Source organism: Ruegeria atlantica (genome assembly GCF_013032005.1).
Classification (GTDB): Bacteria; Pseudomonadota; Alphaproteobacteria; order Rhodobacterales; family Rhodobacteraceae; genus Ruegeria; species Ruegeria atlantica_A.
Window position 1 is genome coordinate 120,871 of record NZ_WQBE01000002.1, and the last position, 21,527, is coordinate 142,397.

Consider the following 21,527-nt stretch of genomic DNA (forward strand, 5'->3'; position numbering starts at 1 on the left):
CCTCAGATACAACGGCCACCGTCGACCTCCAAAGCAGCGCCGGTGATCATGCTCGCCTCGTCCGAACACAGGAAACAGGCGGCGTTGGCCATGTCGTCGGGGGTCGAGAAACGCCCCAGCGGGATGGTCGACAGGAACTTGGCGCGCATTTCAGGCGTATCTTCTCCCATGAAGGATTTCAGCAGTGGTGTTTCCCCGGCCACCGGGCAGAGCGCGTTTACACGCACACCCGAAGGCGCAAGTTCCACCGCCATTGTCTTGGTGGCCGTGATCATCCAGCCCTTGGACGCGTTGTACCAATTCAGGTTCGGACGTGGCGACAGCCCCGCGGTCGAGGCCACGTTCAGGATCGCACCCGCCCCGCGCGCTTTCATCGCTGGCACCAGCGTCCGTGCGGTCAGATAGACCGATTTCATGTTCACATTGAAGACGCGGTCAAATTCCTCTTCGGTGACATTCTCTAGCGGCGTCGGCAGATGCGTGACACCGGCATTGTTCACCAAAATATCCAATTGCTCGAACCGATCCATCGCAATATCCGCCATGGCCTGCACCGAGACTGCATTCGCCACGTCGACCATCTGAGCAATCGCATTCGGCCCAAGCTGATTTGCCTGAACCTCGGCCGCGTCACCATTGATATCGGCAATCATGACCCGCGCGCCTTCGGACAGGAATTTCTGCACGATCCCGGCACCAAAGCCAGACGCGCCACCGGTTACAATCGCGGTTTTCCCCTCTAACCTCATGATCTTGCTCTCCCTTGCCCTATCAAACTAGCAAGGCACCGTGAAACTGCCAGTTCAATCTTCTGCGACCTTGCCGCGCAGCGCCTTCACATCCGAGCGCGCTTTTTTGGCCGCCAGCCGCCGTTTGACCGAGCCATAGGTGGGTTTCGTCGCAATCCGCCGCTTGGGTTTCACCAGCGCGCGGACAATCAGTTCAGCCAGACGGGCGCGGGCAATCTCGCGGTTGCGGGCTTGGCTGCGGGTTTCTTCGCATTGAATGATGATCGCGCCATCTTTGGTCCAGCGCCGCCCGGCCAACCGTTTCAGCCTGTTTTTGACCGGATCGGGCAAGGAGGGCGAGCGCGCAGCCTCGAACCGCAGCTCAACTGCGGTCGAGACCTTGTTCACGTTCTGACCACCGGGACCGGACGAGCGGACAAAGCTCTCGGTCATTTCCCAGTCCTGCAGGGTGATATCGTCGGTGATGCGCAACATGAAGTGGACCTTATCCGGCACAAACAGAAACAAAAAGGGCCGCCCCGGCGGGACGGCCCTTCGAAAGTACAGGAGGTTGGGTCGGTTAGATCAATCGACCAGCCGGAGCGAGCGCTCCGCCAAGGGCTGCCCTAACAGGCGATCCCCCCGGTTGTTCCGACACCTCTCTCCAATCTCTTTCTCGACACTGGATCACCTCCTTTTCTATCTGTTGCGGTTAACTTTGAGCCTGACACAAGATGCGCCATTCTCAAAGCACTTTTTTACGCAGGCTGCGCGGTCAACCGCGCAACGATCACCTTGAACGGGATCAGCGCAATCATCGCCAGCGACAACTTCACCAGCCAGTCAGCAAAGGCCAACGTCACCCACAGGGGGGTCATCGGACCAGTCAGCATGAAGGGCACAGGCTCCCACGCCCAGTTGATCGCCGCATCAGCATTGGCACCGAAAACCGTGATCGAAGCTGAGAATGCGATGGTGAAAAACAGCGCGGTGTCCAGCGCCGAGCCAACCAAAGTCGACACCAGCGGCGCGCGCCACCAGCGACCACCGCGAAGCGAATTGAACACGGTGACATCGGTCAGCTGTGCAATCAGAAACGCCGTCCCCGAGGCAACAGCGATCCGCAGCGGTACGGCGGCATAGGTGAACCCGTCACCTTGCAGCATGATCTGGCTGCCGATCAGCGAACAGATGATGCCGGTGACAAACCCAGCAAACACCACCTTGCGGGCCGTGGCCACGCCATAGACGCGGTTCATGATGTCGGTGACCAGAAAGGCCAGCGGATAGGTAAAAGCACCCCAGGTCAGCAGCCCGTCAAAAATCAGGAACTGAACCAGAATGTTCGAGGCCACAACAATGGCGGCCATGGCAATAATGCCGGGTATATAAGCGCGTTGCATGTTTTCAGATGCCCGTTTTGACAAGGTAGCGGCGACTTGGCCAAGGGACCGTCCCAAGGCAAGCCGTGCGTTTAGACCTTTGGTTGGGATGTGTCAATCCGGTAGCAGATACTCCACCAGTTCAGTGCGCTGAAGGACCAGAAAGTTGTCGTCCGATATCATCGTGGCGCGCAGCCGCCCCTGATCATCGCGCCAAACCGACAACCCTTCTAGGTTATCATGCGTGCCTGTGCCGGTCGTGAACAGGTTTTCTTCGGCACCGACTGAATCCTCTGTGATCTGCCACCGCCGCAGGCGGGTGCGGAACCCTGTCAGGGACAGGGCTCGTTCCAATAAATAGAACCGACCATCGGGACCAAAATCGGCAGATACAGGCAAGAATTTGCCCCGCTGTGGCAACACGAAAGGGGTCGACCAACCCTGCCCGTCCCAGCGATAAACGGGGATGTCGCCTGCTTCGGTCCGGCTTCTTTCGGGAAGGGTATACAGCCACCCCTGATTGTCGATTGCCAAGGCTTCGAACGACCCATTCAGTTTCAGATTTTCAAACGCCTTTGGGCGCGGCAGCACCCGCGCTTCGGCGTCGGGGGTCGCGTACCGGGCAACGCGATGCACTGACTCAAATGAGATGTAATGGCTACCGTCCGGTGCGACCGCAATGCCTTCGGAATCCCCTGCTTCGCCGGATAGGGGCCGTCCTGTGCTGGAGAGAACCGGCCAGTTCCCGGTGATCCGGACCCCTGTAATGTCATCCTCGTCCCGCGCAATGGTCGCGCGGACAAGAACCGACCGGTCACTAAGCGCAAGCATATGCCGACCGTTGTCCGAGATATACAGGGCCGAAAACCCACCAAACCATTCCGCCGGGTGGCGCCAGACAAAGCTGTTTAAGTATGTGGCCGTCTTGACCTCGACCGCCCAAACCGCACCCGCCAGCAAAGTAGCAATCAGTTGGATTGCAAGACTGCGGCGCATTGCTGGGGCAAATCGGTCAGAACATACTCGCGGCGTTTCTTCGGCGCAGGCGCGTTCGGGTCAGGTGGCGGCGGGTTGAGGATGTTGCGCACCCATTGCTGCGCCTCGGCACACCCATCACCTTTGGGCGGCGCGTCCTGATTGACACAGCCGCGCGAGCCCTTGGGGCATTTCAGACGCACGTGGAAATGATAATGATGCCCCCACCATGGCCTGATCTTGCGCAGATAGGCCTTGTTGCCTTTTTCATCATTGCACATCTGAACCTTGGCGCCGGGAAAGACGAAAATCCGCGCCACGCGCTTGTCCTTTGCCGCCTCACGCAGCACGGCGTGGTGCTGTGCCGTCCAATTGCCATTCACATAGGCCCCGTTGGCGCGGCGCAGGGAAATCGACGAGATATTCTCGCGCGCTTTGCGCGACAGCCGCATGTTGTCGCCAGGCAGCATCCAGATATCGATGTCTAACCCCAACTGGTGGCTGCGATGACCAGAAGTCATCGGACCACCACGCGGTTGGCTGATATCCCCGATATAGAGACCATTCCACCCCGGTTGCCGAGCCGCAAACTTGCTGAGGTCCTGTACGTAATCCACCGCCTCCGGGTGCCCCCAGTTGCGATTACGCGACAGGCGCATGGCTTGCCATGTCGGCCCCGTTTCGGGCAGTTGCACCGACCCCGCGGCACATCCGCGCGAATAACTGCCGAACGCGGCTGGCTTTTGCTGTGAACTTTGCTTTTGCGCCCCGAACAATTGCTTAGCCAAGGGCTGCGCCCCGGCTGCTCCTGCCAATGTCATCGCGGCGATTATTGCTAAAAAACGTAGTAAAATCATCTGCTCTGATCCCCTTCCGGTTTAACCCAGCGCATTAGGAACAGGCCCAGAATAAACAACAGAATGATCGGTGACACCCCCAACCGCGCACTGCCCGTAACAGTTGTGGCAATCCCGATTAGCAAAGGCGCAGCAAAAGATGTCGCGCGGCCGGACAGGCCGTAAAGGCCAAAGCTTTCGACTGGCGTTTTTGGGTCGGTATGGCGCACCATCATGGATCGGCTGGCCGATTGCAGGATACCCCCCATACCGCCGATCAAAACTCCGCAGCCAAAGAACACCAGATCCGGCAGGCCTGACCCTTCGGGCAAGGAGATGCCGTAAATCTGCGTCCGATCCATCGACACCACGGTGATGCAGACAAAGATCAGCACCCAGATCGCGACCAGAATAACTGGTTTAGGGCCGTATTTCTTATCCATCTTGCCACCGACCCACGCAAAGATGGCCGAGGCCAGAACGCTGACAATCCCGAACACTCCGATCTTGATCAGCCCCCATTCCAATACCAGCCGTGCATAGACACCGCCGAAACTGTACAGCCCGTTCAGCGCATCGCGGTAGAACATGGACGAGCCCAGATAGGTCGCCAGACTGACCCGATGGCGCAGGTCCGAGATCGATTTGCCCAGCAGGCGCAGCGCCTTACCCAGACTGCCTGTTTTATTGCTGTCCGGGTCGTCACGCACCCACAGGAAATAGGGCACCATGAACAGGGCGAACCAGCCGGCGGTGAAGGGTCCGACGAACCGCGTACCCTCTTGCATGGCGGCGTCCAGCCCGAACATCGGGTCCATCCCGATCAGCGTCTTGCCGTTGGGCTGCTCGACAAACAGCAACAGCATGATCGCCAGCGAGATCAGCCCGCCAAAGTAACCAAAAGCAAAGCCCGAGCCCGAAATCTCTCCCACCTCGTTGTCATCGCCCAGATCAGGCAGCTGAGAGTTGATGAAGATCAGCGCGTATTCCGCACCCACAAAGCCCAGACCAAAGGCCGACAGCATCAGCCACATGTTCGAGCCATCCGGCATCGTGAACCACAGCGCCGCCGAGCCCACCGCATACATCACCGAAAAGGCGAATATCCAGGGAATGCGCCGCCCGGACACGTCGGCCATCGCACCCAAAAGCGGCGCGCCAAAAGCGATGATCAGCCCGGTGATGGTCAGGCAATTGGCCCAAACCGTCTGCGCCCGCGCCGCTGCAGCCTCGGCATCCAAACCGGTACCCGAGAAATACCCCGCCGCAACCCCGGCGAAATAGGGACCAAAGACAAAAGTGACCAGAAGTGTGTGGTAGGGCTGACTTGCCCAGTCGAAAAACCACCAGCCCCAAATGCGCTTGCGCTTGGAAATCTCTGCCATGACCGCCCCTGATTATCGTTGCCATCATAAGACGGGCCTTTGTCCCGTTTCGCAAGCGTTCTGTTGGCGCGGGCTTGCTCTTTAAGGCGGGGGCGCTTAGGTCTCGTCAAACGTAACTGGAGTATTCGGACATGATGGCTATTTTCGGCCCCATCGACTTGATATTGAGCATCGCCTATTGGTTCGTCTTAATTCAGGTGATTATGAGCTGGCTGATCAACTTTCAGGTTCTGAATCTGCACCAGCAGTTCGTTGCCCAGATCTGGTATGGCTTGAACCGCATCCTTGAGCCCATCTATCGCCCAATTCGCCGAGTCTTGCCCGATCTCGGCGGCATCGACCTGACACCTCTGGTAGTTCTGGTCATCATCATTTCGCTTCGCAGCTACGTCCTGCCGGAACTGTTTATGGCGCTGAGCTGACGCGAACCCTCTTGTTCACCGAATCTTAGTATGTGATTGTCCTGTCTTAAGAGCAGATAAACCTTAAAACAGGGCAACCCCGCACATGTTCGACGCCGCGCCTTTGCTGCGAGATGTCTTTGGATTCGACGATTTCCGCCCCGGTCAGGAAGAGATCGTCGATGCCGTCACGCTGGGTGAAAACGTGCTGGCAATCATGCCCACGGGCGGCGGCAAATCCCTGTGTTTTCAGTTACCCGCCCTTCTGCGTGACGGGGTGACCGTGGTGATATCCCCCCTGATTGCCTTGATGCGTGATCAGGTGCGCGGGCTGCAAGAGGCCGGGGTCGAGGCCGGTGCGCTGACCTCGGGCAACACCCCCGAAGAAACCGACGCCGTGTGGGAGGCGTTGGAGGCCGGGCGTCTGAAACTGCTCTACATGGCCCCCGAGCGTCTGGCCGCCGGGTCAGCCTTGGGCATGTTGCGTCGGATCAATGTCAGCCTGATCGCCGTAGACGAGGCCCATTGCGTCAGCCAATGGGGCCATGATTTCCGCCCAGATTATCTGCGGATTGGAGAATTACGGCGCGCATTAGACGTGCCTTTGGCCGCTTTCACCGCCACCGCGGATGCCGAAACTCAAGAGGAAATCGTCGAAAAACTTTTCGACGGCACTGCCCCGCGTAAGTTCCTGCGCGGCTTTGACCGGCCCAATATCCATCTGGCCTTTGCCGCCAAGGACGGCCCACGCAAACAGATCCTCGACTTCGCCGAAGCGCGCAAAGGCCAATCCGGTATCGTCTATTGCGGCACCCGCAACAAAACCGAAGTGTTGGCCCAGGCCTTACGCGCCGAAGGCCACACCGCCTGTCATTATCACGGCGGAATGGAGGCCGAAGACCGCCGCATCGTCGAAACCCGCTTTGCCCGCGAGGATGGGCTGATCGTGGTTGCCACCGTTGCGTTCGGAATGGGCATCGACAAGCCCGATATCCGCTGGGTCGCGCATGCGGACCTACCCAAGTCCATCGAAGCCTATTATCAGGAAATCGGCCGCGCCGGCCGCGACGGCGGGCCTGCTGAAACCCTGACCCTGTTCGGCCCCGACGACATTCGCTTGCGCCGGTCTCAGATCGACGAGGGGCTCGCACCACCGGAACGGCGCATGGCAGATCATGCGCGGCTGAACGCTCTGCTCGGGCTGGCCGAGGCGCTCGAATGTCGACGCAAGACCCTGCTGGGGTATTTCGGAGAACAGATCGAACCTTGCGGTAAATGCGACCTGTGCGACAGCCCTCCGGAAGTGTTCGATGGCACCACCCCCGTTCGCATGGCCTTGTCGGCGATCCTTCGCACCGAGGAATGGTTCGGCGCGGGCCATCTGATCGACATTCTGCTGGGTAATGAAACCGACAAGATTCGCGCCCGGCGGCACGACAACCTGTCCACATGGGGCATCGGCAAGGACTGGTCGCGCCCGCAATGGCAGGCGATCTTCCGGCAGATGATGGGTCACGATCTTGTTCGCCCCGATCCCGAACGCCACGGCGCGTTGCGCATGACCGAAGCAGCCAAGCCGATCCTGAAAGGTGAGGCGCAGATCAACCTGCGCAAAGACACGATCCGCAAGGCCACCCGGAGGCCCGCCGTCAAGATGATGGTGTCCGAGGAAGACGCGCCGCTGCTATCTGCGCTCAAGGCCAAACGTCGCGCGCTGGCGGAAAGCGCGCGAGTTCCGGCCTATGTTATCTTTCCCGATCGCACTCTGATTGAAATGGCCGAAAAACGCCCGGCCTCTTTGGACGATATGGCCCGGATCAGCGGAGTTGGCGCGAAAAAGCTGGAACGGTACGGCGACACCTTCCTTGAGGTGCTGACCGGCGCGGTTGAAGAATTGCACCCAGCACGCCGCAAACTGGCGGGCCGCGAACAAGGGGATATCTATGACCGACTGCTTGAGGTTCAAACACAGCTTTCGCGCGGTTCCGACGGGATTGACAAACCGCTGACCTGTTCGGCCTCACAACTGGCCAAGGTCGCACAACTGCGCCCCAATGACCCCCGCGGGATGGAACAGGTGCTGGGCAACCGTCGTCACGAAAGGTTTGGTGCCGCGTTTCTGGACGTGCTGCGTCAGGCGGGCTAGATACCCTGCATCAGGCAAGAAACGAGGGCGGATATGCTGGTAGTGGTTTCCCCGGCCAAGCGGCTGGATTGGGCAGAGCGGGACGTTGAGGTCACGCAACCCGACTTTCAGGACGACGCGATCCGACTGTCGAAAACCGCCCGCAATCTGACACTGGGCGATCTGAAAAAACTGATGGACCTCAGCGACGATCTGGCCCGTCTGAACCGTGACCGGTATCGAGCATTTTCGGACTCGCCGAGCGCTGAATTGACCCGACCTGCAGCGCTGGCCTTTGCTGGGGATACCTATCAGGGGCTGGAAGCGACCTCGCTGGATGCCGAAGAAATGGCCTGGGCACAAGACCATCTGCGTATCCTGTCCGGACTTTACGGGGTGTTACGCCCGCTGGACGCGATTCAACCCTATCGTCTTGAAATGGGCAGCAAGCTGAAAACCCGGCGCGGTAAGAACCTGTATGAATACTGGCGCGACCAACTGAGCAAAGCGCTGAACGCGCAGGCTGAAGAGGTCGGATCAGACGTTCTGGTGAATTGCGCCAGTCAGGAATATTTCGGCGCGGTCGACTTGAAGGCGCTGAAGCTGCGGGTGGTCACGCCGGTCTTTATGGAAGACAAGGCCGGCACCCCCAAGATCGTCAGTTTCTTTGCCAAAAAAGCGAGGGGTGCGATGGCCCGATATATCGTTCAACACCGTCTGACCGACCCCAAAGGGTTGCTGGATTTCGACACTGGTGGATATGAATACCGCTCGGACCTGTCGCAAGAGGACAAACCCGTTTTCGTGCGCCCCTATCAGGCCTGATCCAGCATCGATGGGTCGTAAGCAACCAACTCAACCGTGTTGCCCTCGGGGTCTTCGGTGAAAATGCCCCGCCATCCGATCCAGCCGAATTGTTCAACGCGGTAAGGCTGACTGATTTTGTCATACCAGCGCATCACGGCCTCTTGTTCGGCAAAGGGCAATGACAGAGCAATATGATGCAGCGATGACCCGGCGCCGGTAGTGGGCTTGTCGGCGCCGGTCGGGTGCAACCCAGGCCGCGGGGCTGCTGTGTGGTGAAATAGGGCCAAGACCTGTGTATGCCCACCGAACCCTTCGGCGATGCGGAAAAAGGTGATGGCGCTGTTGTGATCACCGCTCAGGCGTTCCAGCCCGATTACATCTTCATAAAACGCCACCATCGCGCCCATATCGGCACAGCGAATGGCAATCTCACCCAAGGCACGAGGCTGAAATCCACGATCAGTCATGGCTTACCCTATTCAGCCTGTGCATCTTCGGCAATGACAGGCAAAGCATCCTCGGGCTGATGGTCCAATATCATCTGGTGGATTCTCCGCTTTTGCAGCGGTTTGGTCAGATAGTGATCCAATCCGGCCGACAGAATGCCCTGATCATCCCCAGCCATGGCATGCGCCGTCAATGCGACGATCGGCACATGCCGATCCGTGTCAATCTCGCGCCGCCGGATTTCCGCCGTGGCCTGTTTCCCATCCATCTTGGGCATCGAAATATCCATGAAAATCAGGTCCGGGTCGAATTTCTGATGCTGGTCCACGGCTTCCAGCCCATTCGCGGCGAATTGCAGGTCAATATTCAAATCCTTGACCATCTTTTGCAGGATCAACTGATTGGTCCGATTGTCCTCGGCTGCCAAAACACGCATCTGGCGTTCACCGTGCGGCTCTGACGGTGCCTCGGGGTCACTTGAAGCAGCTTCAGGCGTGACAGGCAGCCGCCCCAATGTCGTCAAGCGCGAATACAGTTCGGCGCGGGGAATAGGTTTCTGCAAAACCCCGTCAATCAGGTTACGTGCCGGGTTGGCGTGGATGACACCGGGATTGGCCGACATCACCACCACGGGCAAATCCCCCCAGCCCCGGCCTTTCAGCGTGGTCGCCAGTTCCAACCCATCCATGTCCGGCAGGTCGTGATCACACAGCAACAGGTCCACACTGCCATCAACAGCGGCCAGCGCCTCACCCCCCGAGGCGCAAACGGTGACTTTCGATCCCAATCGCCCTAGCTGTTTCGACAGGATGGCACGGTTCACCGCCAGATCCTCGACAACGACCACGTGGCGCAACCGACCAGCCAAATCAGGCGGTGTGGGTTGCGGGCCTTCGATGGTGGGCAACGAGATGCGAAATCCAAAACAGGAGCCCAGCTCGGGCTCGCTTTCCACCCAGACCGACCCGCCCATTAGTGTGATCAGCCGCTTGGTGATCGCCAACCCCAGCCCTGTACCCTCGAATGCGCGGTTTTTTTCATCTTCGACCTGATTGAATTCACCGAAGATGTGCCCGATCTTGTCCTCTTCGATGCCGATACCGGTGTCTTCGATCGCAACGTGAATATCGCATGTGTTCGTGTCTGCATTCGGCACACCAGTGACGCGGATCAACACATGGCCTTCGGTGGTGAACTTGACCGCATTGCCCACCAGATTGGTCAATACCTGCCGCACGCGACCGGGATCGCCCACGAACAAGGTCGGTAGGAACAAATCATAATCGACCAGCAAGGACAGCCCTTTGTCGCGCACGCTGGGTTGCATCAGCATCGCAACCTCAAGAATGCAGCGTTCAAAATCGAACTGTTCAGGGTGCAGGATCAGCTTGTCCGCCTCGATCTTGGAATAATCCAGAACGTCGTTGATGATCACCAACAACGCCTCGCCCGAGTTGCGGATGGTGTTGAGGTAGAGCCGCTGTTCCTCGTCCAGCGGGGTTTCCGACATCAACTCGGTCATGCCGACAATGCCGTTCATCGGGGTTCTGATTTCATGGCTCATATTCGCCAGAAAGGCAGATTTGGCCCGGTTTGCGGCCTCGGCCCGTTCGCGGGCGGCCTTCAACTCAGCCTCATGCCGAACCGAGGCGGTGATGTTCAGGCCCAAACTGACCACGTCACCGCCATTGCCGCGCTGGTCGATCAACTTGAAATATTCACCATTCCACAGTTTGATCACCACCGATTCCGGCTGGGGTTGTGCCCAGCGGTTCAGCATTCTGGCCTGCCAATCGGCCGGAGATTCCGCGCCAATGTCAATCAACCCTTCGTCGGTCAGAATCTCAAGGATACGGGCATAGGCAATACCCGGCGACACTTCTTCCAAACCGTCAAACAGGCTGAGATAGGCGGCATTGGCCCCGATCATGTTGCTTTGGTCATTGAAAAAGGCGAAACCGTCCTGAATGGTCTGCATCGAATGCCACAAGCGGCGCTCGGCCACTTCGATCTTGGCATTGGCTTCGGTCAGGTCGGATTTGACCTTTTCATTTTCATCCCTGACCGTTTCGACCTCGGCCTGGGTTTCACCGATGCGTTTGGTCAGGGCCATCGCATGCAAACCCAGCTTGCGATTGGCGGCTGACAATTCGACCTGCTTCATTTCCAACAGCCGCTCGGCCGCCAGCCGCGCACGCCGTTCCTGTGCCAGTTTGGTTGCTAGACTCATCGTTGCTGATCCCGGGTAACTTGCGCCCAGCATCCAGACAGAGCGTGAAAAAGTGCTTAAGCCGTTGCCCGAACACGGACCATCGTGCCAGAGTTTTCGAAAACCTGGAGGTCTGCCATGCCGCGTAAAACATACTTGCCAATACTCTGCGCAATCACGCTGGGTTCTCATGCGGTGGCGGATTGCGCCACAGAAGCGCAGATCGACCAATATGTGCAGGACTATCTGACCAACACGCCGACGGCGGCCCTTTCTGCGGATGGCAGCATGGAAGACGCGCTGTGTACACAGGCCAAGATAGTCAGTGTGTTAGAACCACATTTGGGGCCGATCATCGGCTATAAGGCAGGCCTGACCAGCGCCCCCGCGCAAGAGCGGTTCGGCGCATCTGAACCGGTTCAGGGCGTTCTGTACCGCGATATGATGCTGGACGACGGGGCCACTGTACCCGCCACATGGGGTGCGCGTCCGGTTTTTGAGGCCGATTTGGTGCTGGTTGTCGGCGACGCTGGCATCAATCAGGCGACTACCCCGGCCGAAGTTCTTGCCCATATCTCAGCCATCCGCCCCTTTATCGAGCTGCCGGATCTTACCCTGGCCGAGGGGGAGCCAATCACGCCGGTTACCCTAACCGCCATTGGCGTTGCCCCGAAACTCGGCGTGTTAGGCTCTGAAATTCCCGTATCCGATCCTACAGCGATGACGCAGGCGTTGCAGGATATGACGGTCACACTCCGCGCCGCGGATGGCGAGGTACTGGCGCAAGCCCCAGGGGCGGCCGTTTTGGGGCACCCGGCAAATGCGGCCCTATGGCTGATGTCGAAAGGTATCGAGTTTCAAGCCGGCGACCTGATTTCGGTCGGGTCTTTCGGCCCGCTTGTGCCGCCTGCAAAGGGCAAAGGCGGGGCGTCCGTCACCTATGCGGGTCTGCCCGGTGATCCCACGGTCAGCGTGGTGTTCGAGTAATCAACGTCGCCCTTCGCGCAACCATCCGGCCAGCAAGAAGCCACCGGCCAGCACCAGCACCAGCCAGGGCGGTAAAAGCCCGGCCTGTGTGACATCGCGCGTCTCATAGGCTTCTCGCGGGGTCAGGCCGATCCATCCGCGCCCAGCAGCCGGACGCCCGGCGCGGACATTGCGGATAGACGGCAACCCGTCTTCCAGTCGGATTGCACCCCCGCGCAATTCGGCCAGTACGGGTTTCAGCACCTCATCAGTGGCGATGGTGCGCTCAAACTCTTTCGGCGCAGCGGGGCCCAGCCCGATCACTGCCATCTGGTCACCTTCCTGAAGACGGTAGAGGCCAATCTCGGGTCCAAAATATGTCGCCTCGAACCGCCCAGGGGAGACCTCATCGAGCGTTATTTCAAGCGTTTCGCCATCGGGGCGGGTGATGGTCACCGGTCCGACCTCATCCTCCAATGTCTGACGGATGATACGCATGACCTGCCCGTTGGCTTCGGCCCATAAGGCTTCTTCCTCAAGCTCGGGTTCTTTCATCATCCAATGGGCCAGACGGCGCAACAGTTCCAATTGCGGCCCGCCGCCCTCAAAACCCCGGCTCCACAACCAGGCATGGTCCGACGCCAAGAGCGCCACGCGCCCTTCGCCCACGCGGTCCAGCACCAGCAGGGGTCGCTCATCCACACCGGTCATCAACAGCTCACCCGTGCGGTGGTTGACGTCGATCTGGCGCAGCCATGCACCCCAATCCTCGGAATCCCCCAGATCTGTCGTCACCGGGTGGCGATGGCCCAGATCGGTCACCATGGGCACGAAACGTTCCTCGATCACTCGGGCAGTGGGTTGTGCCGGCAGAATCGGCGCCAAAGGTGAACGGAAGATGCTGTCGGCGCTGGCAAAATCCGGCCCTGCCGCAATCAGAACAGCGCCGCCTTCGTTGATATAATTGGTGACATTGTCCAGATAGATCGCGGGCAGGATGCCGCGCCGTTTGTAGCGATCAAAGATGATCAGGTCGAAATCGTTGATCTTTTCCAGAAACAGCTCGCGCGTTGGGAAAGCGATCAAGGACAACTCGTCCACCGGCACGCCATCCTGTTTCTCGGGCGGACGCAAGATGGTGAAATGCACCAAATCGACCGAGCTGTCGGATTTCAGCAGATTGCGCCAGGTCCGCCCACCCGGATGCGGCTCACCCGAAACCAGCAGCACACGCAGCCGGTCACGCACCCCGTTCATCTGGATCAGCGCGGTGTTGTTACGGTCGGTCAATTCGCCCTCGGCCTGAGGCACAGTGAACTGGATGACATTGCGCCCACCATGCGGCAGAGCGATGGGCAATTCGACATCGACGCCGATGGGAATGGTGAATTGTTCCGGCTCGGCCCCATCTACTGATATCTCAAGCGGCGCAGTGGTCGCCCCGGCCGGCGCGGCGCCGCTGTCTTCGACGCGCAAGGTCAGGGTGACAGGCTCGCCGATAATAGCAAAGGCGGGGGCATTGCGGACGATCAGGCGGCGATCCCAGTCGCTTTCACGTCCGGTTTGCAGCAAGTGCATCGGCGCGGGCAGGTCGGGTGCCTGCTCGACATCATGCACCAGACCGTCTGAAACCACCAGAATACCCGCAATCCGTGCGCGCGGCTCTTCGGCCAATGCGGCGCTCAACGCGGCCATGACCTGCGTGCCTTCGTCCCCGTCTCCGTCGGCGACCTTGATTCGGCGCAGCTCGGTATTGTCACGGGCTTCGATTTCAGCAGCCAAACCCTCGGCCGCCTGTGCGGTTTGGTCGGCGCGATCCGAAAGGGCCTGACTGGCGCTTTCATCCTCGATCATCAGCACGATATCAGTCAGCGGCGCACGGTCTTCGACCTGATAGACCGGACCCGCCAAGGCCGCGATCACCACCAGCGCCGCCAGCCCGCGCAAGGCCCAACCAGACAGGCCGCGCCAAAGGGCCAGCAGAACCCCTGTGACCGCAATCGCGGCGACAATGGCCAGTACTGGCCACGGGATCAGCGGATCAAAGATGACTGTTCCGGTCATTGTCCCAACCTGTCCAAAAGCGCAGGCACGTGTACCTGATCCGATTTGTAATTCCCCGTCAGCACATGCATCACCAGATTGACCCCAAAGCGATTGGCCAGCTCGCGCTGACGTTCCCCGGCATAACCACGCCCGACTGGCAACAGCGCCTGTCCGTTGCGGTCGATCGCCCAGGCCCCGGCCCAGTCATTGCCGCCAATCACCACAGGGGTGACGTTGTCGTTGAGATTGCGAAATGGCATGCCCTCGATCTGTTCGGCATCCACCGGGGCGGCCTCGACCCAGATTTCTGTACCAGCGTAGCGACCCGGGAAATCCTGCAGCAGGTAAAAGGCACGAGTCAGCACATGATCACCGGGGACAGGCTCTAACGCGGGAATATTAAGCGGGGCCGCCAGTTGTTGCAGTTTGCGCCCATTGGGGCTCGAGGCTCCAAAGCGCGCGATATTCGCATCACGTGTGTCGAACAGGATCATGCCACCCGATCGCAAATAAGCGTTCAGTTTAACATAAGCCTCAGCCGAAGGCTGCGGCTGATCCGGAGTGATCGGCCAATACAGCAGCGGGAAAAACGCCAGTTCATCGCGCTCAAGATCCACCCCAAATGGCTCGGCAGGTTCGACCGATGTGCGATAGAACAACGTTTGCGACAAGCCACGCAGGCCAGCACCTGCCACATCGTCAACCTGCGCATTTCCGGTCAGCACATGGGCCAGCACCAGCTCATGCGTGGCATTCAGTGCGAATTCTGTATCCTCGGGCGTCTGCGCCTGCGCCTCGGGCACCAACAGCATGGCACCCAGCGCAACCGCCGCCGCTTTGGCCAGACCAAGGCGGCCAGACAAGGCCAATGAGGCGATCACATCAATCGTCAGCAATAGCAGAGCGAGGCTGAGCAGGATGCCCCCGACAGGTGTCTCAGAGTTCACCTCCTGCCCTTTGATCGGTACATCCGAAGGCCAGATTGCCGGGCTAATCACAGCTTCTTCCGACAGAACATTCAAGGCCAGCTTCTGTTTGCCGCTTTCATAAAGGCCGGGCTGCAAATCGGGGCCGGTTGTGCCCGAGATCAGCTTGACCCCGTCCACGCCAGCCAGATTGCCCGCATCGGACAGGGCGCCAAAGCCGTCCATCACTTGCAACGGCTCCCACGTGGTGCCCCGTAGCTGCGAATCCTGCCGGGATTTCGCAGCCGAGGCCACCGCTAGACGGTCCAACATCTCAACAAACAGCCCCGAAAGCGGCAGGCTGGACCATTCTGCATCCGCCGTCACATGGAACAGAACCACCTGACCCAAGCCCAGCGCCTTGCGTGTGACCAGGGGCGTGCCGTCGGACAGCGACGCAATCACCCGATCCGCCAAGTTAGGGTCTGGTTGCGCCATGACCTGTGTTGTGACCGTAACATCGCCGGGCACCTGCAAGCCGTAGAAAGGCGAGTTTTCCGGGAAGGGTGCCAGCCCCTTGGCCTCACCCCAGCTCATCGCGCCACCGACCGAGCGACCGCCGCTGCGCAGACGTACCGGCAGCAATACATCTTCGGAATCGCGGCCCAGGTCGCTGGCGGCCATGCGTGGACCGGCAAAGCGCAGCAATAATCCGCCCTGTTCGACCCATTCCACCAATGCCGTCTGCTCCCCGGGCGACAGTTTGGCCACATCGGCCAGAACGATGGCATCAGGATTGGCAGGTAAAACTTCCAGCAACCCTCCATCCACGAAATCCGCAGTTGGGCTCAGGACCTGGGTCAGATAGTGCAGCGGTGAGAGCAGTTCCAACCCTTCACGGTTCAACGTTCCGGCGATCAGGGCGACCTCGCGTCGGCGAAGGCTGTCATCCGTTAGCGTTACCGCACCGGCCGAACGCTGCCCCTGAATCTCGAACCTTGTGATCCGTCCCCGCAATTCGGATGGCAGGGCAAGCTCCACCTGCGCCGTTGTTTCATTTTCTTCGAAAACGGCATCAGCACTGTGCAGAATGCGCATGACACCCGCCGGGTCGCGGCCCTGAGCCACAAGCGTGACAGCCGTCGCTGGCCCGGGTTCAGATCGTCTTGCAGTCAGTTGAATAACCCCATCCTGATACACTGCCGGAACCATCGCCAGTACCGGGGCGGCAGGTTGATACACCGTCACGTCACCGCGCGATTGCAAAGTGTCCAGAATTCGGGCGCTGTTCGGGTAAGCCAGCTTGTCGCTGAACCAGAATGTGTCAAAGTCCTCTTCGATCTGATCCAGCACGTCAATTGCCTGCGTGATCTGGGTTTCGCTTGGTTGCCACGGCACCGGAACCATCCCCGGCAACCGCCCGCGCCAGGCCTCTGCCGCCTGAAAGACCGGGGTTTCCGGCTCTGTAAGGCGCAAAATGGATACCGGACGGCCCGCGCGTCCGGCCTCAACCAACTGGGCGTCAATTTGCTCCAGCGTTGCTGGCCATCCCGTAGCCCCGGCCCAGCTTGCATCCAACACCAACAGCAACGGGCCGGACCCGGCCTGAATACGTGACGGGTTCAATACCGGTCCGGCTAATCCAATGATGATCGCGGCAACTGCCAACATCCGCAGCAAAAGCAACCACCACGGGGTACGGTCCGAAACGCTTTCCTTGTCCTTCTGTCCCAAAAGCAAAGTGACCGCGGGAAACAAGCGGCGGATCGGTGCAGGTGGAACCGCGCGCAGAATCAGCCACAGGATCGGCAGGGCCAGCAGGCTCAGCAATACCCAAGGGGATGTGAAGCTGATCACTGACAGAAATGCCGTCATCGCAAGCTCCCGTCCAAAGCGCGGTACAACCACAGCAGCGCCGCCTGTGCGCTGTCTTCGGTGTGGTGCAGGCCATATTGCCAATTTGTCGCCCGGCACAATTGCTGTAGCGCTTCCTTACGCTCCGCCAGCCGCTCAAGGTACCGGCCACGCAAAGCACCAGCTTTCAGTGTCTCGTGTCTCAGGGTTCGTCCGACACTCTCGAACACGGTGCGGCCGTGATAGGGAAAAGATTCCTCGCTCGGGTCCAGAACATGCATCAAAACGCCCCGTACACCACGGTCGGCAGCTTTGGTCAGGGCCAGCTCCACCTCGCTCATCGGGCCCAGAAAGTCCGATATGAACACGGCACGCGCGCGCGGGATCATGGCGCGATGCTCGGGCGAGGCGTAATCGTCCTGCACATCGCCTGACCAGGCCTGCGCCAGTCGGATGATTTGCGCGTTTCCGCGCCGGGGCGGCAGCGTGGTACCGGTTAGGCCCACGCGCTCTCCACCGCGTACCAGCAGGATCGAGATTGCCAAACCCAGCAAACGGGCCCTGTCACCTTTCGTGGGAAGGTTCTTGTTGGACGCAAACCGCATCGAGGCACCCTGATCCACCCACAGCATCACCGATTGCGCGATCTGCCATTCCCGTTCACGCACAAACTGCTGATCCCCGCGGGCCGAGCGCCGGTGGTCGATCATCCGGCGGCTGTCACCAATCTGCGCCGGGCGGTATTGCCAGAAATCATCGCCAAGGCCCGAGCGCCTGCGCCCGTGATCGCCCAGCAAAACGGTTCCGGCCAGATGTTCTGCGCGCGCCAACAGCGGCGGTAGCCGGGATGCCTCGGCCTCGGATCTTTCTCGAAGGGTCAGCGCGGCATTCACGCCGCGGCCTCGGTACGGATTAACCCGGCGGCCGTCGAGTCGATCAGCTCAGCCAGACTATCACCACGCGCGCGCGCCGCGAAGTTCAGCGCCATCCGGTGGCTGAGCACCGGGCGGGCCATGTCCAGGACATCTTCGGCATTTGGCGCCAACCGCCCCTGCAACATCGCGCGGGCCCGCACCGTCATCATCAGCGCCTGCGCCGCACGGGGACCTGGACCCCAGGCAACTGTTTCTGCGACGCGCTCGGACGCACCTGCCTCTTCTGGGCGGAACGCACGAACCAGATCAAGAATCAACTCCACAACCGACTCTCCCACCGGCATGCGACGCAGCAAAACCTGCGCGGCCAGCAGTTCATCTTTGGTGAAAATCTGATGGGCTTCGTCTTCTTCGACCCCTGTGGTTGCAAGCAAAATGTCTCGTTCGGTCTGACGGTCAGGGTATTCAACATCGACCTGAACAAGGAACCGGTCCAGCTGCGCCTCGGGCAGGGGATAGGTGCCTTCCTGTTCAATCGGGTTTTGCGTGGCGAGAACGTGGAACGGCTCGCCCAGCGAGCGATCTTCGCCCGCCACGGTTACGGTGCGTTCCTGCATTGCCTGTAGCAGAGCCGACTGAGTCCGCGGGCTGGCGCGGTTGATCTCATCCGCCATCAGCAACTGACAGAAGATCGGGCCAGAGATGAAGCGGAAGTGGCGGGTGCCGTCATCGGCGGTGTCCAGAACCTCGGACCCCAGAATATCGGCAGGCATTAGATCGGGCGTGAACTGGATACGATTGCCATGCAGGCCCATCACCGTCGACAAGGTTTCAACCAATCGCGTCTTACCCAGCCCCGGCAAGCCGATCAACAAAGCGTGACCGCCGCACAACAGCGCAGTCAGGGTCAGGTCAACGACCCGTTCCTGTCCGATAAAGCGACGGGTGATCGAGGCCTTGGCCTCTTGCAGCTTGTTTTCCAGCGCTTCGATCTCGGACACGAGGTCGGCAGGTTCGCTCATGACTTTCCCTTCCGTGGACTATTATGATTGAAGTGTATCGCGCTGAGAGGAAATGGCAAAAGCAATGAGCGGACAAAAACCTGTGACCCCTTCACCTGATGGTCTGGCAGCATCGGTCAAAGCAACCAAATCCAAGGGTTTGCCGCCTGTTCACCTGTGGAATCCTCCGTTTTCCGGCGATCTGGACATCAAGATCGCAAAAGATGGCACCTGGAGTTATTTAGGGTCGCCCATCAACCGGTTCGAGCTTGTGAAGCTTTTTTCCTCAATTCTTAAGAAAGAAGACGGGAAGTATTACCTGGTAACCCCGGTGGAAAAGGTTGGAATCACCGTCGAGGATGCGCCCTTTGTGGCCGTCGATTTCGATGTCGAGGGGGAAGGTGACGGGCAAAGCGTGACTTTTAGCACGCATGTCGGTGACCGGGCTGTGGCGGGGCCGGATCATCCCATCCGCATTGTCATCGACGAGGAAACAGAAGAGCCGTCGCCCTATGTATTGGTGCGCACAAACCTTGAGGCGCGGATTGATCGTAAAAGCTTTTACCGCCTCGTGGACCTTGCCCAGCATCAGGATGGCTGGTTCGGCGTTCGGTCGGGGGGGCGGTTTTTTCCTTTGATTCCGTCCGAGGACCTGCCGGATTAAGCTCGTCGCGGGACCCGGCGATCCTGCGCCAGAACCACAGCGACAGCGACGATGCTCGCGCCCAGCGCGCGGGTCCAATTCCACTCTTCGCCCAATACCAGCATGATCAGCATCACATAGAAGGGCGCGATGTTGATATGAAACGAGGCCAACGCCACGCCCAGCTTGCCCACCGACGCGATGAACAGCACCTGACTCAGCCCCAGCGACACCAGCGCATAGATGACCAGCATCCCCATCTGCTGCACATCAATCGGTGCCGAGGGCAGGATATCCATGCCAGCCTGACCGGCCGCAAAGAACAGGAATGCAGCCACGATCAGCCCCCCAACCAAGGTAATCGTGCTGCGCCCGGTCTGGCTGAGGTCCGGGAAATCCCGCGCTGTCGCCATGCTGGCCCAACAAAACAGCCCGGTTGACAGGATGGCACAGCCCGCACCCAACCCAAGCTGCGCCGGAGCTACCGCACTGGTGGCAATCAGCCCGCCGACGATCGACACGACCAGACCTACCGCAAAATTCCACCGCAACCGCCGTGTGCCGGTCGCCAGTTCCAACAGCGTCGCGAACAAAGGCGCGCAAGAGGCGATGATGGCCACTGTTACCGGGTCAGTCAGTTTTTGCGCCACAATGATCAGGAACATGCCAGCGCCCAGCGTCCCGCCAACAAACAACGCATGTCCCCAACGGGCGCGCAATACGCGTGACGGACCGTCAATCAGCAACCAGACCGGAACCAGAAACGCCACCGCCAATACCAATCGTGCTGCAAACAGGGCCACCGGAGGCCAGCTTTGCAACAGCACCTCGGCGGCCGGAAATCCCGCCGCCCAAGTCAGCATGGATGCAACCGCCAGACCATTGCCAGACACCGCGGATGTCCGTCCGCCAGACACAGTAAGGGCGTTCCCGCGCACGGGGTCAGGGCTCATTGCCATCGTGTTCAAACCTTCTGTTGGCACGGCGCGCAAAAATGATTCGCCGCGTTGCCCCAAAAGTCTCTGATTTGATCCAGGCGATCTGGCCGATTTTCGACAATCTGTCGTTTTTGGTCCCCTTCCCCAAAATTCGCCGTCCCGCTAAGGTCCGGCCAACAACTGCCAGAGACCGCCCATGCCCAAATTTGCCGCCAATATCTCACTGCTCTTTGCCGAGCTTCCGTATCTGGAGCGTTTCCAGGCGGCGGCCGACGCCGGATTCAAAGCGGTCGAAATTCTGTTTCCTTATGAACTGGCTGCAAAGGAAACGCGCCGCGCGCTGCTGGCAAATGGACTGGAACTTGTTCTGATCAACGCGCCGCCGCCCAATTACACCGGGGGTGAGCCCGGCTATGCCGCAGTTCCGGGTGGCGAGGCGCGGTTTCAATCCGATATCCGCCGTGTCTTGCGCTATGCCGAGATCCTGCGACCAGGGCTGATTCACATCATGTCGGGGTATGCCACGGGTTCGGACGCGCAGGACTGTTTCGTGCGCAACCTGCAATGGGCCGCCGATTTCGCCCCGCAACAGCAGTTCACGATCGAACCGCTGAATCCGGTTTCCCAGCCCGGGTACTTTCTGAACGATTACGATCTGGCAATGCAGGTGCTGGACCATGTGAACCGCCCCAATGTCGGCCTGCAATATGACAGCTTTCATGCTCATATGATCCACGATGACGCGGAAACTGTCTGGAATCGCTTTCACCCGCGGATCGTTCACGCCCAGATCGGCGCCGCCCCCGACCGCTGTGAACCGGGGCGCGGACCGACAGATTTCCAACGTCTGTTCGCAGCGATGGACGCAACGGGTTATTCCGGCTGGGTCAGCGCCGAATATATTGCCTCCACGTCACGAACAACGGACAGCCTTGACTGGATGCGGGGCTAGCTCTGGCGTTTTGACGGAAAATACAGCACATCAGGGGAAACAAGACCATCAG

The 21,527-nt window shown here is 59.7% G+C and carries 19 protein-coding genes; 6 read left to right on the top strand and 13 right to left on the bottom strand.

Translation table 11 applies throughout. The features are described 5' to 3' along the window. Window positions 1–2: 2 nt before the first annotated feature. From GOX21_RS06430 to GOX21_RS06455, 6 genes are all read right to left on the bottom strand, one after another. On the bottom strand, window positions 3–749 hold the full coding sequence (locus tag GOX21_RS06430) for an SDR family oxidoreductase (protein ID WP_170376303.1): 747 nt from the start codon (window positions 747–749) through the stop codon (window positions 3–5). 54 nt (window positions 750–803) lie between these two features. Then, entirely contained in the window at window positions 804–1,223 is a 420-nt protein-coding gene (gene arfB / locus GOX21_RS06435; protein WP_170360851.1) for an alternative ribosome rescue aminoacyl-tRNA hydrolase ArfB, read from the bottom strand. A gap of 263 nt (window positions 1,224–1,486) precedes the next feature. Next, on the bottom strand, window positions 1,487–2,131 hold the full coding sequence (locus GOX21_RS06440; RefSeq protein ID WP_170376305.1) for a queuosine precursor transporter: 645 nt from the start codon (window positions 2,129–2,131) through the stop codon (window positions 1,487–1,489). Between the two features lie 93 nt (window positions 2,132–2,224). After that, the gene (locus GOX21_RS06445; RefSeq protein ID WP_170376308.1) at window positions 2,225–3,106 is read right to left on the bottom strand and encodes an esterase-like activity of phytase family protein; all 882 of its coding nucleotides are present in this window, start codon (window positions 3,104–3,106) and stop codon (window positions 2,225–2,227) included. Beyond that, window positions 3,079–3,942 carry a penicillin-insensitive murein endopeptidase gene (gene mepA / locus GOX21_RS06450; protein ID WP_170376310.1) on the bottom strand — a complete coding sequence of 288 codons (864 nt, stop codon included), beginning with the start codon at window positions 3,940–3,942 and terminating at the stop codon, window positions 3,079–3,081. The genes GOX21_RS06445 and mepA overlap by 28 nt, the downstream gene beginning before the upstream one ends. Beyond that, window positions 3,939–5,306: an MFS transporter gene (locus GOX21_RS06455; RefSeq protein ID WP_170376312.1), complete on the bottom strand. Its 1,368-nt coding sequence runs from the start codon at window positions 5,304–5,306 to the stop codon at window positions 3,939–3,941. Before GOX21_RS06455 ends, mepA begins: the two co-directional genes overlap by 4 nt. A 131-nt stretch (window positions 5,307–5,437) precedes the next feature. Between GOX21_RS06455 and GOX21_RS06460 the strand changes: the two genes are divergently transcribed. From GOX21_RS06460 to yaaA, 3 genes are all read left to right on the top strand, one after another. Further along, window positions 5,438–5,728 (top strand): YggT family protein, encoded by a 291-nt coding sequence (locus tag GOX21_RS06460; RefSeq protein ID WP_170326293.1) that lies wholly within the window; start codon window positions 5,438–5,440, stop codon window positions 5,726–5,728. 85 nt (window positions 5,729–5,813) lie between these two features. Then, on the top strand, window positions 5,814–7,853 hold the full coding sequence (gene recQ, locus GOX21_RS06465) for a DNA helicase RecQ (RefSeq protein ID WP_170376314.1): 2,040 nt from the start codon (window positions 5,814–5,816) through the stop codon (window positions 7,851–7,853). A gap of 33 nt (window positions 7,854–7,886) precedes the next feature. Next, window positions 7,887–8,657: a peroxide stress protein YaaA gene (yaaA, locus tag GOX21_RS06470; protein ID WP_170376316.1), complete on the top strand. Its 771-nt coding sequence runs from the start codon at window positions 7,887–7,889 to the stop codon at window positions 8,655–8,657. On the opposite strand, the gene GOX21_RS06475 is transcribed toward yaaA, so the two are convergent. Further along, window positions 8,648–9,106: a VOC family protein gene (locus tag GOX21_RS06475; protein WP_170376318.1), complete on the bottom strand. Its 459-nt coding sequence runs from the start codon at window positions 9,104–9,106 to the stop codon at window positions 8,648–8,650. The two genes, yaaA and GOX21_RS06475, sit on opposite strands and share 10 nt — an antisense overlap. An 8-nt stretch (window positions 9,107–9,114) precedes the next feature. Next, entirely contained in the window at window positions 9,115–11,316 is a 2,202-nt protein-coding gene (locus GOX21_RS06480; protein WP_170376320.1) for a response regulator, read from the bottom strand. 117 nt (window positions 11,317–11,433) lie between these two features. Here GOX21_RS06480 and GOX21_RS06485 point away from each other — a divergent pair, with 117 nt between their 5' ends. After that, window positions 11,434–12,282 (top strand): 2-keto-4-pentenoate hydratase, encoded by an 849-nt coding sequence (locus tag GOX21_RS06485; protein WP_170376322.1) that lies wholly within the window; start codon window positions 11,434–11,436, stop codon window positions 12,280–12,282. Here the strand turns inward: GOX21_RS06485 and GOX21_RS06490 are convergent, their stop codons facing one another. Genes GOX21_RS06490 through GOX21_RS06505 form a run of 4 tightly spaced genes read right to left on the bottom strand, consistent with a single transcriptional unit; the run spans window position 12,283 to window position 18,963 of the window. Beyond that, on the bottom strand, window positions 12,283–14,325 hold the full coding sequence (locus GOX21_RS06490) for a hypothetical protein (RefSeq protein ID WP_170376324.1): 2,043 nt from the start codon (window positions 14,323–14,325) through the stop codon (window positions 12,283–12,285). Beyond that, window positions 14,322–17,087 carry a DUF4159 domain-containing protein gene (locus GOX21_RS06495; protein WP_170376325.1) on the bottom strand — a complete coding sequence of 922 codons (2,766 nt, stop codon included), beginning with the start codon at window positions 17,085–17,087 and terminating at the stop codon, window positions 14,322–14,324. The genes GOX21_RS06490 and GOX21_RS06495 overlap by 4 nt, the downstream gene beginning before the upstream one ends. Continuing rightward, the gene (locus GOX21_RS06500; RefSeq protein WP_170376327.1) at window positions 17,084–17,959 is read right to left on the bottom strand and encodes a DUF58 domain-containing protein; all 876 of its coding nucleotides are present in this window, start codon (window positions 17,957–17,959) and stop codon (window positions 17,084–17,086) included. Before GOX21_RS06500 ends, GOX21_RS06495 begins: the two co-directional genes overlap by 4 nt. Continuing rightward, on the bottom strand, window positions 17,956–18,963 hold the full coding sequence (locus tag GOX21_RS06505) for an AAA family ATPase (protein WP_170360874.1): 1,008 nt from the start codon (window positions 18,961–18,963) through the stop codon (window positions 17,956–17,958). The genes GOX21_RS06500 and GOX21_RS06505 overlap by 4 nt, the downstream gene beginning before the upstream one ends. A 64-nt stretch (window positions 18,964–19,027) precedes the next feature. Here GOX21_RS06505 and GOX21_RS06510 point away from each other — a divergent pair, with 64 nt between their 5' ends. Beyond that, complete coding sequence (locus tag GOX21_RS06510; RefSeq protein WP_170349702.1) at window positions 19,028–19,606, top strand: DUF1285 domain-containing protein; 579 nt, start codon at window positions 19,028–19,030, stop codon at window positions 19,604–19,606. Here the strand turns inward: GOX21_RS06510 and GOX21_RS06515 are convergent. Further along, window positions 19,603–20,538: a DMT family transporter gene (locus GOX21_RS06515; protein WP_170376329.1), complete on the bottom strand. Its 936-nt coding sequence runs from the start codon at window positions 20,536–20,538 to the stop codon at window positions 19,603–19,605. The genes GOX21_RS06510 and GOX21_RS06515 overlap by 4 nt on opposite strands. A gap of 181 nt (window positions 20,539–20,719) precedes the next feature. On the opposite strand from GOX21_RS06515, the gene GOX21_RS06520 reads away from it, so the two are divergent. Continuing rightward, window positions 20,720–21,475 carry a hydroxypyruvate isomerase family protein gene (locus GOX21_RS06520; RefSeq protein WP_170376331.1) on the top strand — a complete coding sequence of 252 codons (756 nt, stop codon included), beginning with the start codon at window positions 20,720–20,722 and terminating at the stop codon, window positions 21,473–21,475. Window positions 21,476–21,527 lie beyond the last annotated feature (52 nt).